The following is a 16,689-nucleotide window of genomic DNA, read 5'->3' as shown; positions in this document are numbered from 1 at the left end:
CGCTGCATTACTTTTTGCGATTTAAGATTGATCGTCGCCGTGAAAGAGACGATTTCAACCAAACTCAGATTATCAAACGCAAAATCCAGACACGCCGCCGCCGCTTCAGTAGCATACCCAAATCCCCAAGCTTCCTTGTCAAGACGCCATCCGATTTCAACACAAGGTTTAAAGGGCAGGAGGGCTGCGGGATTATTAAGGCCGACAAATCCGACAAACTTCCCCGTTTCTTTCAGCTCGACCGCGAAAAAACCATATCCATTGCAATCGATCTTTTCGCGAATAACCGCCGCCATCGCATTACTTTGTTCAGCCGAAAGGATCGCCGGAAAAAATTCCATGACGTCCGGGTCGCCGTTTAAAACGGCAAAAGGCTCCAGATCAGTTTCTATCCAGTCCCTGATCAGAAGCCTTTTTGTTTCAATCGCTTGAAACGGCATTTTATTTAGCCAAAAACGCGCTTGAACAGCGTGTCTACATGTTTCGTATGATACTCAAGATCAAACACGCTCTCGATTTGTTCGTTGGAAAGGGCCGCTGATACTTCGTCATCATTTTTCAGCAGATCCATAAAGTCGGCGCCTTCACGCCAAACCACCATGGCATTCCGCTGCACCAGACGGTACGCATCTTCGCGGCTGACACCGGCTTGCGTCAGCGCGAGAAGAACACGCTGTGAATGGATGAGCCCGCCAAGCTTGTTCATGTTGTTCATCATATTTTCGGGATAAACAACAAGTTTGTCGATGACGTTTGTCAAACGAACCAGCGCAAAATCAAGTGTGATTGTTGCGTCTGGACCAATGCCACGTTCAACAGAAGAATGCGAGATATCGCGCTCGTGCCACAGGGCCACATTTTCCATCGCAGGAATGGTTGCCATCCGAACCAGACGGGCAAGACCTGTCAAGTTTTCGGTTAGTACAGGATTACGTTTATGCGGCATCGCAGACGATCCTTTTTGGCCAGGGGCGAAATACTCTTCCGCTTCCAGAACCTCTGTCCGCTGCAAATGACGGATTTCAACGGCCAGCCGTTCAATAGAACTGGCGATCACGCCCAATGTTGCAAAAAACATAGCGTGGCGGTCCCGCGGAATGACCTGTGTCGAAATTGTTTCTGCTTCAAGACCCAAAGCTTTCGCGACATGCTCTTCAACGAACGGGTCAATATTGGCAAATGTCCCAACTGCCCCGGAAATAGCGCAAGTCGCGATATCTTTTCTGGCGTTAATAAGACGCTCTTTATTCCGTTCGAATTCTGCGTACGCCTGTGCCATTTTCAAACCAAATGTAACAGGCTCGGCATGGATGCCGTGAGACCGGCCAACACAAACATCGTCTTTATGCTCGTAGGCCTTTTTCTTCAGGGCCGCCAGCAATTTGTCCATATCGTCCAGCAGAATATCGGATGCCTTGGTCAGCTGTACGTTCAGGCATGTATCCAGAACGTCCGATGACGTCATTCCCTGATGCACAAAACGGGCTTCGTCACCGACATATTCCTGAAGGTTGGTCAGGAAAGCGATGACATCATGTTTTGTTTCCCGTTCGATTTCGTCAATGCGATCGATTTCGAAATTGCCTCGGTCCCAGACAGCCTTGGCTGCCTCTTTAGGGATGACGCCCAGTTCTGCCTGTGCGTCACATGCGTGGGCTTCAATTTCAAACCAAATGCGGAACTTGCTTTCTGGTTCCCAGATTGCTGTCATTTCCGGGCGGGCATAACGGGGTATCATGGAGCGTCACCTTGTATGTAAAACAAAAGGGTGTCTTTTGTTATCAGAGATTGTCAAAGACCAGTTATCAGATCGTTGCGCACTCACTAACAGGAAGCATCAAGAATCTCAACCATTTCTGAAGCGAATTACCGAAATACAGGCCGCTAAAAACAGTTTGAGTGCTGTGGAAAGTAACCAAAACTGCGATAACGATATTTTTTCAGTTGCTATTCTGCTCAATCAACAGTCTGCTTAAGGTGGGGTCAATTAACTATGAGTTGATTGTATGGTATCTGACGAAGACATTATTGAAGCAACAATCACAACCCTCGCTCATAAACCCGAAGCCACGATGCAGGAAATAGCGAGAGAGGCCGGGGTAAGCCGGATTACGATCAATAGAAGATTTGGATCCAGAAATGACCTATTACAAATAGCATCAGCCTATAGCCTTGATTTATTTGAGGATATCCTTCTAAACGCCCAAAAGTCCCGAAAACCCCCGCTGGATCAAATACGTCAGATTTTTGAAGGCTATGCGGGCTTGAGTAATCACTATTTCTTCTGGATGAGAGGGTTTGTCGAGGACCGCAAAAAATATGAGACAATCTTCCTAAATCAACTAGCCATGGTGGAAAAGCTTGTTCTTGCCGCACAAGACCGGGGGGAACTCAGGAAAGATTTGCCAGCCGGATGGATCGCGGGGATGTTTGACTATCTTGCCATCACTGTAAATTCATCTTTAAATCGCGGTGTTATCGCTCAACGCGACGCATTGAACCTGGGTTGGGATACCTTCTTGAACGGTGTGAGCCCAAAAAAATTCTTTTGATCCATGGCCAACAATATTCCTAAATAAGGCAGAGGCTGATTTGAAGCTGAAAACCCTACATCAAGCCCAAGGATTTAAGGCTGGTGCTTTCATTCGCGCTGACAATCAGATGATCGTGAACTTTGATACCCAATGCAGCCGCGGCGGTGACAATTTCCTTTGTAATCGCGATATCGGCCTTTGAAGGGGTCGTGTCGCCCGACGGATGGTTATGCACCAGAATAAGCGACGTAGCACTAAGTTCCAACGCTCGCTTAATAACTTCGCGGGGATAGGCTGCGGTATGATTGACCGTGCCCGTCTGTTGCACTTCATCAGCAATCATGTGGTTTTTATTATTCAGAAACAGAATTCTAAAATGTTCTATTTCGCGGTGGCCCATACTCCCCTGACAATATTCCAGCAACGCCTGCCATGAACTCAAAACATTGCGTTTTTCCGTTTTGGCGCGAAGGAGTTTTACCCCTAGTGTTTCAGCAACCTTCATGGTCGCGATGGTCGCATCGCCAACCTTGTCAACTTTTCGCAAGGCTTCTGGGGAGGCCGTTAAGACCTTCGCCAGTGAGCCAAATTCCTTGATCAGTGATTTTGCAATTGGACGGGTATCCCCGCGCGGTGCCGCTGCAAAAAGCAGCATTTCCAATATTTCATATTCAGCAAGGCTTTCCGCACCCGCAGAGAGCACCTTGCTTCGCATGCGTTCGCGGTGTCCCAGTTTATGATCATGCTTCTTTTTTAACGAAGCACTACCTTCTTCCATGTTGAAGTAAAAATCATCCGGCAGGATCGTTTGACCAGACTGATCGGTAAATCCGGCAGTATTCCCCTCTAGATCCTGAGAGGTTATGCTATCTGCTGAATTTTCCGGATTATCTTCTGTCTCAGAGGGCATAAGGCGGGCAATTCAATCCTTCAGGCGACAGCGTAAAAATTTCGTATCCGGTTTCAGTAACACCAAGGGAATGTTCAAATTGCGCAGACAGGGACCGATCTTTCGTAACTGCTGTCCAGCCATCTTCCAGTACTTTCACCTGCCATTTACCCAAATTGATCATCGGCTCAATGGTAAAAATCATACCGGCACGCAGTTCGACACCTTCACCTGGTGTCCCATAGTGAACGATGTTCGGTGCGTCATGGAAGATTTGACCAAGGCCATGTCCACAAAAATCGCGAACAACAGAACAGCGTTTACTCTCCGCATAGGATTGAATGGCATATCCAATGTCACCGGTTGTTGCGCCGGGCTTTACAACATCAATCCCGCGCATCAGGCATTCATAGGTAATGTCAATCAAACGACGGGCTTTTACACTAGGCTTTCCTGCAACAAACATCCGGCTGGTATCACCGTGCCAGCCGTCAACAATCGGCGTTACATCAATATTGATAATATCGCCGTCTTTCAGTTTCTTGGGGCCGGGAATGCCGTGGCAGACGACATGATTAATGGAAGTACACACTGATTTCGTAAAACCGCGATATCCCAATGGCGCGCATATTCCACCCCGTTCAGTAATGAAATCATGGCAAAGAGTATTGATTTCTTCCGTTGTAATGCCTGGCACAACATGCTCGGCGATCATGTCCAGTGTTTCCGCGCCTAACCGACCTGCTTTACGCATGCCTTCAAACCCTTCGGCACCATGAAGTTTGATGACACCGTTGTTTTGTTGGGGCGCGTCTTTGCTATCAATATATTTCATTTATCTCGGTTCTTAAGCTAGTTTTAGATTTATATCATACTCAATCTATTCAATGATAGATTTAAATTTATTCTACTATCTGGATAGCGGACCTGACTTCGATCCCATCCGGATTGATCGTGCAGTCATAACAATATACTTCGACCCCACGAGATTTTGCATCCAAAAATGCGGCGCGGTATGTCGGATCAATATCTGATGCCAATTGGAAAGACTGGCAATCGCTGCGTTGGACTAAATAGAACATAGCGGCTCTATAACCACTTTCAACCATATTTGCCAGTTCATTCAGGTGTTTTGTGCCCCGGCTTGTTACCGCATCCGGAAATTCTGCGATGCCAGCTTCCCGGCTTAAAGTCACACTTTTCACTTCAACATAGCAATCCGGCCGATTTTCGTCCGTCAAAAAAATATCAATGCGCGAATTCTCGCCGTATTTTACTTCATTCTTTAATCCGCTATATCCAGCCAATGGCTCTATTAGACCGTCTGAAATGGCGTCCGAGACAATCCTGTTTGGCAGGGCGGTGTTTATCCCGACCCAGGAGCCCCCCGGATTGACCAGCTCCCATGTGTATTTCAGCTTTCGTTTAGGGTTGTCAGAGGGGGACAGACAAACGGCGTAACCCGGTTCTTTTAATCCCATCATTGATCCTGAATTCGCGCAATGTGCTGTGACAATAGAGCCGTCCTCCAGCTCAATATCGGATAAAAAGCGTTTATACCGCTTTATCAGGGTGCCTTTTACAAGCGGGGTACTGAATTTCATATTGCGTCCCAGATACTTTTAGATTGGAATAAGTTTAATTTACTTTGAAATTTTTCGGGTTCCGGCGATAACATATATCCAAGTCAGACAATAATAATGTGATCGGGAAAGCGCAAATGGCAGATACTCCTTCTGGAAAACAAATTGTAACAGCCTCCATGCTGGTGATTGGCGATGAAATACTATCGGGCCGGACACAAGACAAAAATATTGCCTTTCTTGCGACAAAACTCGGAGATGTTGGAATTCAGCTGAAAGAAGTTCGCGTAATCCCTGACATTGAACAGGAAATTGTTGAAGCACTGAACCATTGCCGCCAAAAATATGACTATGTTTTTACCAGCGGTGGAATTGGGCCTACACATGACGATATTACCGCCGATTCAGTCGCCAAGGCGTTTGAGATCGGCATTGATCATCACCCAGAGGCCATGAAAATCCTGACCCAGCATTATGATCAAAACGGTATTGAATTTAACGAAGCCCGCAAACGAATGGCAAGGATCCCCGAAGGCGGTACCTTAATCGATAATCCGGTTAGCAAGGCACCCGGCTTCCGGGTTGAAAATGTATATGTCATGGCTGGCGTCCCGCAGATAATGCAGGCGATGATGGAAAGCATTCTTCCGACCCTGTCTGGCGGCGAGAAAATGCGTAGCCGGACATTGAATGTCAACATGCCCGAAGGGAAGGTCGCAAAAACCCTGGGTGAACTGCAAGACGCTTATCCGGCCGTTTCCATGGGCTCTTATCCCTATTTCAAACAAGGAGAACTCGGTACCAACCTCGTCCTGCGATCAATTGAGCCGGACACATTGGACGCTGCGTTTGATGCATTAAAAGAAGCCCTTGTTGCCTTTGATTGCGAGTGTGTTGAAACAACCTAAAAGATGGCGGTGATAATAAATGAAAACAATTCCGCAACTAATTGATAAACAACAAAAATTATATGGAAGTGAGATCGCGATCCATGATCGCGGAACCTCCTATAGCTATGACGATCTACATGATTTGAGCCTGCGATTTGCCAATGGATTAAAGGCTCAAGGACTAGGAAAGGGAGACCGGGTCGGCCTTTGGCTTCCGAATATCGCCGCCTATCTGATTGCATTCACGGCCTGCGCCCGGCTGGGCCTTATCGTCGTTTCCATAAACACCAAATTCAAATCTTTCGAAGTCTCAGACATTGTTACCCGATCAGGATGCAAGGCACTTGTTCTCTGGCCAGATTTCAAAGGCATTCCGTTTTTAGATATTTTGGAGGAATTGCCCGAAGGTGCGCTTGAAAATATTGAAACGGTTATTCTATACACGGAAAATGACATCACAGTTGATTGTCCGCCTTGCCTGCGGGCCTCCCAAATTGTGTCGTTTGATAAAATCACGTCGTTCCCAAAAACCCCTGTCCCACCGGTAGAGGCGGAAGAGGGGGTTTTAATTTTCACCACCAGCGGAACAACAGGAAAGCCAAAATTCGTCCTTCATTCTCAGTTTAGCTTAACTCAGCATGCCATTGAAGTTGCTGAACATTATTCATATAAAAATGAGATTTGCCGACTACTGCAAGCGGTCCCTCTGTGCGGTACATTCGGGCTAACACAGGCACTGGCTGTTTTGGCTGGCGGGGCGACCCTTTTTTGCTTGCCCGTCTTTGATCCTTTGGAAGCGGCGCGGTTGATACGGGACAATGCGGTGACGGACATGAACGGATCTGACGATATGTTTGCCATGCTGCTCGATCAGGGAACTGAAGCGGTTCCCTATCCAAGCCTGAAAAAAGCCGGTTATGCCGCTTTTAACCCGTCCCTAACCGATATTGTCGAGCGGGCGGAGGCCGCCGGGATAAAATTAATGGGTCTTTGGGGTATGAGCGAAGTTCAGGCCCTGATCGCCCATCAGGACCCAAACCTGCCGGCAGCGCTTCGAAAACGTGCCGGCGGGCGATTGATATCGCCTTCTGGTCATATCCGAATAACCGATCCCGAAACCGGCGAAATCCTGCCTTTTGGTGAGAATGGCGAGATAGAGCTTAAATTGCCCAGTCAACTTAAGGCCTATTTCTTAAATCCGGATGCGACTGAACAGGCTTTTACAGAAGATGGGTATTTTAAAACTGGAGATTTGGGATATCAGGAAGAGGCCCGTAGCTTCGTGTTTTTGACCCGAATGGGCGATGTCTTGCGTCTGGGCGGATATTTGACCGACCCGGTAGAAATTGAAACCTGCCTGCTGGACGTGGAGGCGGTCCAACAGGTTCAAGTGGTGGGGGTCATCACACCGAAGGGCGAAAGAGCCTATGCCTTTGTGACAAGTGACCGCCAACAGGCGCTAGATCTGGACGATCTTCAGGCCCATTGCCGACAAAAGCTGGCAGGATATAAAGTGCCAATTGGCGTTCAGCAATTATCTGAATTTCCAATGACAGAAAGCGCGAACGGAAAAAAGATACAACGATCCAAATTGCGTGAAATTGCCCAAACGGCCATTGATAAAGGTCGATCATAAGGCTAGTTGCATATGATAAAAAAATAGTTTTCAAGCCAAGCTAAAATAGCACTTGTCTGTAAAACAATCTGCTATTAGGTTAGCCCTGCTGCCCGCATGGTGAAATTGGTAAACACAGTAGACTTAAAATCTGCCGCTCGTATGGGCTTCCCGGTTCAAGTCCGGGTGCGGGCACCATCTAAAAATTCCGTCGCTTTTGCGGCGGTTTTTTTTGTGCTTTTTTCACCGATTACTGGGCAGGCTGGCACGTGGTTTTAGGTGTCTGGTTTTCCAGTACTGATATCTGGATTAATGATCCGATTAGGCTTGGTGATACTTTCCGATATGACGACGCTAGCTTTCTGTCGCGGGGTCCAACCGGTTTTACATAACGCTGTTATCTACCCTTTCATAACGCTGTTATGTTTAGGAAGATTTTTCATTGAAGATTATATTTTTCAATCAGTTATAGAACCATGCTTGACACTTTGTCTTTTATCAACCGTTAATAGATTTCTCGTATCATTAAACAGTTACCAAAAAAAATGAGAAAAACGTGACTGAAATACCACCCAAAAATAATCAGGCGAAAGCACTCTTATGTCGCCAACAAATTCTGGAGGCCGCTCGGCTTTTGTATCAGGATAAAGACGGACAAGAAGTATCTGTTCGGGACATTGCCGCCCGTGCCGGATATTCAACAGGGGCCGTCTATTTCCATTTCAAGAACAAAGAAGCGATCTATGCAGAGCTTTTAATTCAAACCCTTACTGACCTTTCAACGCAGGTAAAACAGGCTTCAGAGGCAAAATCCGACGCTTTTAGCAGCCTAATGGCGGCCTATTTGTCATTTTACCGGTTTTATGATGAAAACCCGGAAGACCTTATTGATATCCTGTCCCGGATACATTCTCCGCTGATGAAACAGAGGGACGATCCGGTTCGGGTCGCCATAAACGAGCATTTTCGGCAAATCAAATGGTGTTTCAGGGAAAACCTTGTACGCTTTGGTGTTTCGGATCGTCAGGCAGAGCAAGAAGCTGCCGTCTTAATCAGCGACATAATCGGCCTGCTTCTTTCCTCTGCCCGCAAAACTGATATTCTGTTCAGTATGCCATCAGACGATCTTCTGAATACCCATTTGGAGCGTTTGCAAAATCGCATTCAACACATCGTTCACACCCCATAAGAACGATCAAACATTAATCAAAAGAGATTTCTGTGGATCAACTGTGCCGTTTACAAGCTGATCATAGGTGTCTTTTGCCGCTTGCGGGCCTGTCAAGTCCATCATCTGTGTTAGAGTGGGGGCAAGGGTCGCAAAACTATCCCAGGCAGCATTCATGCGCACCTTCAGGCCACCAGCGCCCCAGTCAGCTGAGCGGGCCTTGATGCGGCCGGGGGCGAAAAAGGGAGTGGGTTGAGGACCAGGAAGCCCTTTTGCGGGACGGGACGAGTCCCAATGCGAAATACCGACAAGCAAACTAAATGTCAGATTTTCAATAAAATGCTGATGAACCGCATTAATAAACTCACCATTACCCGCCATATCGATCAAGGCTGTCTTCGTGCCGGAGCTTAATTTCGAAATGTCATCATAGGTTATAACATTGTCATAAAGCTCTGTTTTTACAGTATATTCTTTATTCCATGATGATGTAACACCGATCAGTTTAGGCGCTCCCTCAAACAGCCTGAACGAATTGGCTGTCATCATTGCGGTTTTGCTGGAAGCACTGGCAATCAGGATCTGGTCGGCGCCATAAAACCCGTTTTCATCAAACTGATCACAAATCATATAGCCCGTAACCAGTAGAGGGCGGAAAACGGGCCAGAGGTCCTTTTCCTCAGCTTTCAAGTCGTCCATGGCCTGCACCCGGTTATATTGGTTGTATACGGGTGCCAGCGCTTGTCTGTGGGCGGTCATATCTACTAGAGAACCGTTACTGATATGCCCCGGGGTCATTCTCAAGTGCGACGATAAGGGGAAATAGCCGTATAGCTCTTCACCCACCTCAATATCTGGATTTTCTGAACGGGTCACAGTGGCAAAACCCCAAACAGGCAATTGACCAACCGTTTCGTTTTCGGCTGGAAAAAAGGCCCAGTAACCGGGCATATCTGTCCAGCTACCAAAGGACTTCCCCAATGTCGCATAGGTAATATTGTTCGCGGTCAGGGCAAACTTGTTCAAGGCGACTTCGATCTGTCCGTCTTTTAACGGAGTATGTTCAGCGGCGGGATGCAAGCTTGATTTGGTTATGTCGTCTTTATCAATCAGGATTGTCCAGCGAGAGAGCGTCATTATTCTTTTCCGTTCATTTTTGTTTTTGTCCCAGTTTCTCTTTTAGTTTGATATTTTTATCGTGGAAATATCAAGTGCTGCGTGTCATATTTGATTTAAATAATAGACAGGCAATTAGGAGGTCTGGTTTTTGTTGCCCGCGGTGAGAATATTTATCGTCATCCTGTTGATGGTTAGCCTGCAAAGTTTTCCTGCCCGGGCAAATGACAGAACAACCGAAGCAGAACGGATGGTCAGCACTCTGATCAAGACAGCCACAAAAATTCTGAACGATCCAAACGGGACCCTCACAGAGCGTGAAAAAGCCTTTCATGCTGTTTTAAGGGATAATATTGATTTCCCTTTCATATCCGTTCTGGTCGCCGGAAAATTCTGGAAAAAAATGGCGCGGGAACAACAGCTTGAGTTTCAGGAACTGCTCACCAGTTTTTACCTTTGGTCCTATGCGCCTCTGCTGGGGGGATATCCAGGCGATAATACAGACTTGGTCGCGGCCAAACAAATCGGCTCGTCAGATGTCATTGTCACGACCCGCCTGAAACGAAAACAGAGAAAAGATGCAAATGCAAAATGGCGTCTTCGCGAAATAGCCGGAGATCTCAAAATTATCGATGTGGTTATTTCAGGATCAAGTGTTGGTTTTTCCCATCGATTTGGTTTTACACAGCGGATGGAGAAAAAAGGGATAGAGGGCCTATTGACCTTGCTTCGGGTAAAAGCAGAACAGGTGAGGACAACACCATGACGAGATCACTGTCACGCTTTGGCAAAGAAACAGGACACGCGCTACTGACTGTATTGGTTGTTATCTGTTTTTGGCTGACGCCCGGTATTTCCTTGGTTTCGGCAAATAACGACTTTAAGAGCAAAGCTTTGGAGTATTATCAATCCGGGCAATTTGCCAGCGCGTTGAAAATTTGGAAAAAACTCGCCTCGGAGGGGGAGGCAGAAGCCCAGTATAATCTCTTCTTATTATACGAGCAGGGGCGCGGAACCGACCCGGACCCCGATCTGGCGCGGCGCTATCTCACCATGGCCATACAACAGGACTATGCACCCGCCCTGCATTATCAGGCCCTCGACCTGACAGCGCAGGATAAATTTGAGGAAGCCCAGGGCTTTTTAATCCGGGCCGCCGGGCAATCTTTTCCCTCGTCACTCTATACACTTGGAAAATTCTATCAGGCCGGATTGCTGGGGACTGAAAAGCCAACTCTTGCCTTTCGTTACATTTCCAAGGCCGCCGATCTGGGACATGTTAAGGCGCAGTATAATATGGGGAAGATGTACCGTGATGGATATGGGACGTTGCAAAATGATGTCATATCCACCGCCTGGTTCCTAAGAGCCGCAAAACAGGGGCATCCGTCGTCTCAGGGAAAACTTGTAACACGATATATGAAAGGGGTGGGTGTCCCCAAAGATGAGATCGAGGCTTTCAAATGGATGCTTATTTCAGAAAAGAATGCCAAAAATATCTCGCTGGAGACTAAAAACCGACTGAAGTCTCAACTAACCACTGAAGAACAGAAACGGGCGGTGCACGCGGCAAAAAACTTTACACCAACAATAGAAAAGTAAGGCTGCGCAGCGATGAAGAAGAGGGGGGTTGGCTGTCATTTAGACAAAAAAAATCCTAGCAACATTTCTGTTCCCAGGATTGAATGGTGAGCCCGACAGGATTCGAACCTGTGACCCACTGATTAAAAGTCAGTTGCTCTACCAACTGAGCTACGGGCCCACATTCTCAATTACAGCGTTGGTTTGTCGTTTGTTAAAAGCGACATGCCGTTGCTGTGGAGCGCAACATAGGGACGTCTTTGAGATTGGTCAAGCCGCTTTTTTACATTTTTTTATGAGAAGTGAAATTTCATTATTTATGAGGAAATGCTATATGAAACAGGAGGTTTGTAAAACGGTTTGCAAACTTGCTGAAAACGCCTGAAAACTAACATTAATGAGAGAATTCATGGGTCTGCCACAATTATGCAAATGCCTTATGGCTTTAGCGGTTTTTTTTCTGATCTCCACGCCGGTTAAGGCTGCGGATATTAAAAATCCAGAAAACACACTTCTGCTCGAGCTTAAATATGGACAGGTTGTCATCGAAATGCTGCCCAGAGTGGCACCAAGACATGTCAAACGGATCAAAGAGCTTACGCGCCAGAAATTTTACGATGGGGTTAAGTTCCATCGGGTAATCGAAGGGTTTATGGCTCAGACCGGCGATCCAACCGGAACGGGACGCGGCGGATCGGGTAAAAAAATTCGCGCCGAATTTTCCAATGAACCCCATTACCGAGGCGCCGTTTCAATGGCGCGGGCAAACAACCCCAACAGTGCAGACAGTCAATTCTTCATTGTCACCGCTGATTCCAACCATCTGGACGGAAAATACACCCTTTGGGGAAAAGTTCTGTCAGGCATGGAATTTGTCGACATGATCAAAAAAGGATATGGGAGCGGCGGCACGGTCCGCAACCCCGATGTCATTGTCAGCATGCGTGTTGCGGCTGACGTCAAATAAGCCTGCTTGTTTAAGCCAAAGAAAAAGGGGACTGATCATTAATCAGTCCCCTTTTTAATGATAGAGTGATCAGTCGGTATTAGATACAGCGCCCGCCATCAACTTCCATGGCAACACCTGTAATGAAAGACGCCTCGTCGGATGCGAAATACAAGGCTGCATTGGCAAGATCACGCGGTGTATTCATCCGGCCCAATGGAATTGTCGAAACAAACTTATCCCGAATTTCCTGCGTGTCCACACCGCCCATAAACTCGACGGTCATACCGGTTTGAGCGATCACGGGACACAAAGCGTTCACCCGAACCTGTTGCGGCGCAAGCTCGACAGCCATGGCTTTTGTCATGGTCACGACGGCACCTTTACTGGAGTTGTACCAGACAAGGCCTGGACGCGGGCTCAAGGCCGCCGTAGAGGCAATGTTGATGATGTTTCCGCCGCCTTGTTCAAGCATCACAGGAACAACCGATTTCGTGGTTAGAAAGATGCTTTTGACATTCACATCATAGATTTTTTGAAAGGTTTCTTCGTCAACATCGAACATTGATCCATTTCGTTGAGGCATACCTGCATTATTGACAAGAATATCCACCTGACCGAAAGCATCCAGCGTATTCTTAGTCATGGCAGCGACATCGGCGGCAGAAGAAACATCCGTGACATCAACAATGGCGGTTCCGCCACTTTCCGTTATGTCTTTTGCAACGCGTTTGGCGGCCTCTTCGTTAATATCACTGACAACGATTTTTGCGCCTTCTTCAGCAAAGCGAATAGCCATGCCTTCACCAAACCCGGAACCGGCTCCTGTAATGATGGCAACTTTATCTTGCAGTCTCACATTTTCCTCCTTCAAGAAAAACCATGTGTTTACCATCCGGTTTTACCGGACGCATTGTTAATTCGATTGGAATCAAACAATATACAGGGATCAGGGAGAGATCAAGCGGCGCTGCGAGTGACGCGTTTCTGAGGCAATGTGACGGTTACGGTTGTGCCTTTGCCGTAAACGCTGTCCAGCGTCAGGCTACCCTCATGCAGTTCCATAAGGTTTTTGGAAAGGGGAAGGCCAAGACCGGTTCCATTATATTTTCGGTTTAACTCACTATCCACCTGAACAAACGGTGTCAGTGCTTTTTGAATATCATCTTCGCGGATACCAATGCCGGTATCTTTGACATAAAAGTTAAGAGACCCATCCGCACCATATTCAGTAAAGAGGGAGATCTGTCCCCCATTAGGCGTGAATTTGATGGCATTCGACAACAGGTTAATGACAACCTGTTTTATCATCTTCGCGTCGGCATGAACGAATAAAGGAAATCCGGAAAGGTTATTCAGGATGACAATGTTTGACGCTTCCTGCTGTGTATGGGTCAAGCGTACACACTCATTTACCAATTCAGCAAAATCCAGCTCTTCCTCAAATAACTGCTGAGTACCTGCTTCAACTTTTGATAAGTCAAGAATGTCGTTGATCAAATCCAGCAGGTGACGCCCACTTGCGTGAATATCTGTCGCATATTCTATATATTTGTCATGACCGATTTTGCCAAAAATCTCGTTTCGGATAATTTCAGAGAATCCAATGACAGCGTTCAGCGGTGTTCTTAGTTCATGACTCATATTGGCAAGGAAAGTTCCCTTCATTTGAGACACATATTCGGCTTCTTCCTTGGCTTTCAGAAGAATTTCTTCCGCTTCTTTCTGTGCGGAAATATCCCGCAGGATTAATTGCATCACAGGGCGGCCACCGTATAACAAGGCCGTGGCCTCAACCTCTACATCAGTTTGTTTGCCAAATTGATTGATTGTACGGGTTTCGATCGGCGGAATATTATCACCCGGTTCCATATGATCGGCATTTCCAAGATGCTGCTTTAAATGCTCGTAGTCGTTTGTTGGAAAAAACTTGCGGGCCTGTTTGCCGATCAGGCTATGCAGATCCCGTTCACCAAATAACTTAATGGCAGAGACATTTGCATAAATGATCAACCCGTCCTTTTGAACAAGAATAGCATCGGGGGAAAGTTCGACCATTTCACGGTGGCGGGTTTCGCTTTCCTGTAGCATTAACTGAGCGGTTTTTGTCAGAGTAATGTCGGTAAAGGTACAGATATAGCCGCCGTCCGGTAGTTTGGATCTTTGTATCTCGACAATCTTACCAGATTTCGTTTTCCGCTCTATTTTGGTATAAATATTGGCCTGCAACGCCCGAATAGCACTTGCAGCATAATCTTCCGGGGAATCGCCAACTTCATCATAAGAGGAATAGTGCGCCTCCAGCAATTGCTGCATGTGAATGCCCTTGAAGATAGTGTTGGGTTCAACATCCATGATTTTCATATAGTTCTGATTCCACCGAACAACACGGAAGGTGCTGTCCAGAACACAGATCCCAATGGCAATCGTTTCAAACACATTAGAAAGCAACGCTGATTTTTCGTAGAGCTCTTCCTTCTTCTGATGGGTCTCGGTAATATCGGTGAAAACCGAAATCAGCCCATTTTCCTTGGTTTCTTTTTCCAGAACCTGAATAACCTTGCCGTTCGGCAAAGCCCATTCCTGTGCTTTTCGGGAGGAGGCTAAATTTATTTTGGCCCTGTCCAGCTCTTTTTTGGGTTCGGTGGCCATACCTTCGTCAGCGAGCCATTTTCTGATGGCGTCAGATATTTCGTTCCGGGTAACACCGGCGGTAATGGAAATCCCGATACCATCAAGCATTTCATCGACCGTTTTATTGCCGACAATCACTTTCCGGTCTTTATCAAACAGAAGGAAACCTTCATCAAGGGCTTCAACTGCATCAAAACATTGTGTCAGCAGAACGCCAGCTTCGTTGGTTTTGGTTTTGGACTTCACGGAGGAACAGATGGCCATTGCGAGGCCAATCGACAAACCAATTGTACTGAATAATGTTATATCCAACATTAAGCTTCGCTCGGCTGCTGGTAGTAAAAAGTTAACGGTCAATAACCCAACACTAACTCCTAGTACCCCTATACAGGCATATGTCGGTTTTGTTATTGAACGAAAATCAAACAAAAATTGTCTCTACACAAATGGTTCTACAAGTGCCGAAGCTTCAGTTTTCTGGCAACAGCAGTGAACATAGACGAAGACCGTTAAAGTAAAGTTTATGAAACTTCATCAAGAGGGTGAAAAATTAAAAAGCTATCTTAGATATGAATGTGGTAGCGTTGTCCAATGAACGGTTCGTGTGTCAGGAAATGGTGAATATGAAAAAGATTAAGAGGTCCGGTGAGAAGTCTGATCACCCAAAAACAAAGGGGCTTGTTGAACCTGCGCCTAAGGTTGGGGCCTGGTCGAAGTTACGAAATTATTTTCTGACGGGTATTGTCGTAACGGCGCCAATCGGTATCACGATCTATTTAACTTATGTGTTCGTTGATTTCGTCGATGCAAATATAACACCTTTGATTCCAGCCCGGTATAATCCTGAAACATACCTGCCGTTTGGCGTTCCGGGTTTGGGCGTTCTGATCGCTGTTTTCGCATTGATCCTCATTGGCTTTTTGACAGCCAACTTTTTAGGTCGGTCCTTCCTGCATTTTGGGGAACGAATTGTCGGGCGGATGCCTGTCGTTCGATCCGTTTACAATGCCTTGAAGCAGATCATGGAAACGGTCCTTGCCCAATCCAGTACATCCTTCAGGGATGTTGTGCTGGTTGAATACCCCCGCAAGGGTTTGTGGGCCATTGCTTTTGTTACAAGTACCGCCAAAGGAGAAGTCGCGGAATTGGATGACGAAGACATGATCGGGCTGTTCCTGCCAACAACTCCAAATCCCACATCAGGATTTTTACTCTTTTCTCCAAAACGAGATCTGAAATTCCTCGATATGTCCGTGGAAGAGGGGGTTAAGCTTGTTATTTCAGCCGGTATGATCTGGCCGGAAGATCAGCTTCCCGAAAAAGTGCAGCCCCAACCAAACAATCAGGACGGTGAAAATACAGCGAAAAAAGAAACCGCTTAACCTGACCGCAAATAGTGAATAGCACTATCTCTTTCAAATAAATAGAGAAGGGTGCGGACAGCATTTCCGCGCTCCGATTGCAGTTCTGGGTCTTTCTCAAGGAAAAGCCGGGCGTCATCCCTTGCGATAGTGACCAGATGTCCGCATTTTTCCAGTTCCGCAATTTTAAATTCGGGCAGGCCACTTTGCCGGGTGCCCAAAAGTTCCCCAGCCCCGCGCAATCGCAGATCCTCTTCGGCGATCACAAAACCATCTTCGGTTTCGCGCATGATTTTAAGACGGGCTTTCTGGGTCTCTCCCAGGGGGCCTGCATATAATAACAGGCAATTTCCAGCGAGACCGCCACGGCCG

16 protein-coding genes, 2 tRNA genes and 1 pseudogene are annotated in these 16,689 nt (G+C 46.8%); 9 read left to right on the top strand and 10 right to left on the bottom strand.

Translation table 11 applies throughout. From position 1 onward, the window contains the following. Nucleotides 1–440 (bottom strand): GNAT family N-acetyltransferase (locus ACJAYR_RS16925; RefSeq protein WP_415237693.1); only part of this gene is annotated, 440 nt, incomplete at its 3' end. 5 nt (nucleotides 441–445) lie between these two features. Then, a complete protein-coding gene (gene purB / locus ACJAYR_RS16920) occupies nucleotides 446–1,738 on the bottom strand; it encodes an adenylosuccinate lyase (protein WP_415237692.1) in 1,293 nt (430 codons plus the stop codon). A 268-nt stretch (nucleotides 1,739–2,006) separates the two neighbouring features. On the opposite strand from purB, the gene ACJAYR_RS16915 reads away from it, so the two are divergent. Continuing rightward, nucleotides 2,007–2,552, top strand: a complete 546-nt coding sequence (locus ACJAYR_RS16915) for a TetR/AcrR family transcriptional regulator (RefSeq protein WP_415237691.1) — start codon at nucleotides 2,007–2,009, stop codon at nucleotides 2,550–2,552. Nucleotides 2,553–2,607: 55 nt separating this feature from the next. Here ACJAYR_RS16915 and radC read toward each other — a convergent pair whose 3' ends face one another. The 3 genes from radC to sfsA all read right to left on the bottom strand — a co-directional run bounded on the left by radC (nucleotide 2,608) and on the right by sfsA (nucleotide 5,027). Then, nucleotides 2,608–3,444, bottom strand: coding sequence for a RadC family protein (gene radC, locus ACJAYR_RS16910; RefSeq protein WP_415237690.1), 837 nt, complete (start codon nucleotides 3,442–3,444; stop codon nucleotides 2,608–2,610). After that, nucleotides 3,434–4,258 (bottom strand): type I methionyl aminopeptidase, encoded by an 825-nt coding sequence (map, locus tag ACJAYR_RS16905; protein ID WP_415237689.1) that lies wholly within the window; start codon nucleotides 4,256–4,258, stop codon nucleotides 3,434–3,436. Before map ends, radC begins: the two co-directional genes overlap by 11 nt. A 67-nt stretch (nucleotides 4,259–4,325) precedes the next feature. Continuing rightward, on the bottom strand, nucleotides 4,326–5,027 hold the full coding sequence (gene sfsA, locus ACJAYR_RS16900) for a DNA/RNA nuclease SfsA (protein WP_415237688.1): 702 nt from the start codon (nucleotides 5,025–5,027) through the stop codon (nucleotides 4,326–4,328). Nucleotides 5,028–5,143: 116 nt separating this feature from the next. On the opposite strand from sfsA, the gene ACJAYR_RS16895 reads away from it, so the two are divergent. The 4 genes from ACJAYR_RS16895 (at nucleotide 5,144) to ACJAYR_RS16880 (ending at nucleotide 8,700) form a co-directional block, all read left to right on the top strand. Next, nucleotides 5,144–5,914 (top strand): competence/damage-inducible protein A, encoded by a 771-nt coding sequence (locus ACJAYR_RS16895; RefSeq protein WP_415237687.1) that lies wholly within the window; start codon nucleotides 5,144–5,146, stop codon nucleotides 5,912–5,914. 19 nt (nucleotides 5,915–5,933) lie between these two features. Then, the gene (locus tag ACJAYR_RS16890; protein ID WP_415237686.1) at nucleotides 5,934–7,532 is read left to right on the top strand and encodes an AMP-binding protein; all 1,599 of its coding nucleotides are present in this window, start codon (nucleotides 5,934–5,936) and stop codon (nucleotides 7,530–7,532) included. Nucleotides 7,533–7,622: 90 nt separating this feature from the next. Further along, nucleotides 7,623–7,709, top strand: a tRNA-Leu gene (locus ACJAYR_RS16885). A gap of 358 nt (nucleotides 7,710–8,067) precedes the next feature. Next, a complete protein-coding gene (locus tag ACJAYR_RS16880) occupies nucleotides 8,068–8,700 on the top strand; it encodes a TetR/AcrR family transcriptional regulator (RefSeq protein ID WP_415237685.1) in 633 nt (210 codons plus the stop codon). Between the two features lie 6 nt (nucleotides 8,701–8,706). On the opposite strand, the gene ACJAYR_RS16875 is transcribed toward ACJAYR_RS16880, so the two are convergent. Then, nucleotides 8,707–9,816 carry a DUF2855 family protein gene (locus tag ACJAYR_RS16875; RefSeq protein ID WP_415237684.1) on the bottom strand — a complete coding sequence of 370 codons (1,110 nt, stop codon included), beginning with the start codon at nucleotides 9,814–9,816 and terminating at the stop codon, nucleotides 8,707–8,709. 130 nt (nucleotides 9,817–9,946) lie between these two features. Here ACJAYR_RS16875 and ACJAYR_RS16870 point away from each other — a divergent pair, with 130 nt between their 5' ends. Beyond that, on the top strand, nucleotides 9,947–10,561 hold the full coding sequence (locus ACJAYR_RS16870) for an MlaC/ttg2D family ABC transporter substrate-binding protein (RefSeq protein WP_415237683.1): 615 nt from the start codon (nucleotides 9,947–9,949) through the stop codon (nucleotides 10,559–10,561). After that, nucleotides 10,558–11,397, top strand: a complete 840-nt coding sequence (locus ACJAYR_RS16865; RefSeq protein WP_415237682.1) for a tetratricopeptide repeat protein — start codon at nucleotides 10,558–10,560, stop codon at nucleotides 11,395–11,397. Before ACJAYR_RS16870 ends, ACJAYR_RS16865 begins: the two co-directional genes overlap by 4 nt. Before the next feature lie 84 nt (nucleotides 11,398–11,481). On the opposite strand, the gene ACJAYR_RS16860 is transcribed toward ACJAYR_RS16865, so the two are convergent. After that, nucleotides 11,482–11,557: transfer RNA gene (locus tag ACJAYR_RS16860), tRNA-Lys, on the bottom strand. A gap of 258 nt (nucleotides 11,558–11,815) precedes the next feature. On the opposite strand from ACJAYR_RS16860, the gene ACJAYR_RS16855 reads away from it, so the two are divergent. Beyond that, nucleotides 11,816–12,343: a peptidylprolyl isomerase gene (locus ACJAYR_RS16855; RefSeq protein WP_415237681.1), complete on the top strand. Its 528-nt coding sequence runs from the start codon at nucleotides 11,816–11,818 to the stop codon at nucleotides 12,341–12,343. Nucleotides 12,344–12,422: 79 nt separating this feature from the next. Here ACJAYR_RS16855 and ACJAYR_RS16850 read toward each other — a convergent pair whose 3' ends face one another. Together ACJAYR_RS16850 and ACJAYR_RS16845 are read right to left on the bottom strand one after the other, a co-directional pair. Further along, nucleotides 12,423–13,181 (bottom strand): glucose 1-dehydrogenase, encoded by a 759-nt coding sequence (locus tag ACJAYR_RS16850; RefSeq protein WP_415237680.1) that lies wholly within the window; start codon nucleotides 13,179–13,181, stop codon nucleotides 12,423–12,425. Between the two features lie 101 nt (nucleotides 13,182–13,282). Further along, complete coding sequence (locus ACJAYR_RS16845; protein ID WP_415237679.1) at nucleotides 13,283–15,271, bottom strand: PAS-domain containing protein; 1,989 nt, start codon at nucleotides 15,269–15,271, stop codon at nucleotides 13,283–13,285. A 308-nt stretch (nucleotides 15,272–15,579) separates the two neighbouring features. Between ACJAYR_RS16845 and ACJAYR_RS16840 the strand changes: the two genes are divergently transcribed. After that, a complete protein-coding gene (locus ACJAYR_RS16840) occupies nucleotides 15,580–16,338 on the top strand; it encodes a DUF502 domain-containing protein (RefSeq protein WP_415237678.1) in 759 nt (252 codons plus the stop codon). Here the strand turns inward: ACJAYR_RS16840 and ACJAYR_RS16835 are convergent. Further along, nucleotides 16,335–16,689: pseudogene (locus ACJAYR_RS16835) on the bottom strand (ATP-dependent DNA helicase RecG); the annotation flags it as partial. The gene ACJAYR_RS16840 and the pseudogene ACJAYR_RS16835 sit on opposite strands and share 4 nt — an antisense overlap.

This window comes from Sneathiella sp. (assembly GCF_047631475.1).
GTDB lineage: Bacteria > Pseudomonadota > Alphaproteobacteria > Sneathiellales > Sneathiellaceae > Sneathiella.
Note: the sequence above shows the minus strand (reverse complement) of the source record. Positions and strands in the feature narration are given on the sequence as shown.

Bases quoted from the DNA above. Each gene is read 5' to 3' on its own strand.
- ACJAYR_RS16840 (WP_415237678.1), top strand. From the start codon at position 15,580: ATGAAAAAGATTAAGAGGTCCGGTGAGAAGTCTGATCACCCAAAAACA.
- radC (WP_415237690.1), bottom strand. From the start codon at position 3,444: ATGCCCTCTGAGACAGAAGATAATCCGGAAAATTCAGCAGATAGCATA.
- ACJAYR_RS16865 (WP_415237682.1), top strand. From the start codon at position 10,558: ATGACGAGATCACTGTCACGCTTTGGCAAAGAAACAGGACACGCGCTA.
- sfsA (WP_415237688.1), bottom strand. From the start codon at position 5,027: ATGAAATTCAGTACCCCGCTTGTAAAAGGCACCCTGATAAAGCGGTAT.
- ACJAYR_RS16855 (WP_415237681.1), top strand. From the start codon at position 11,816: ATGGCTTTAGCGGTTTTTTTTCTGATCTCCACGCCGGTTAAGGCTGCG.
- ACJAYR_RS16875 (WP_415237684.1), bottom strand. From the start codon at position 9,816: ATGACGCTCTCTCGCTGGACAATCCTGATTGATAAAGACGACATAACC.
- ACJAYR_RS16895 (WP_415237687.1), top strand. From the start codon at position 5,144: ATGGCAGATACTCCTTCTGGAAAACAAATTGTAACAGCCTCCATGCTG.
- ACJAYR_RS16890 (WP_415237686.1), top strand. From the start codon at position 5,934: ATGAAAACAATTCCGCAACTAATTGATAAACAACAAAAATTATATGGA.
- ACJAYR_RS16915 (WP_415237691.1), top strand. From the start codon at position 2,007: ATGGTATCTGACGAAGACATTATTGAAGCAACAATCACAACCCTCGCT.
- ACJAYR_RS16845 (WP_415237679.1), bottom strand. From the start codon at position 15,271: ATGTTGGATATAACATTATTCAGTACAATTGGTTTGTCGATTGGCCTC.
- purB (WP_415237692.1), bottom strand. From the start codon at position 1,738: ATGATACCCCGTTATGCCCGCCCGGAAATGACAGCAATCTGGGAACCA.
- map (WP_415237689.1), bottom strand. From the start codon at position 4,258: ATGAAATATATTGATAGCAAAGACGCGCCCCAACAAAACAACGGTGTC.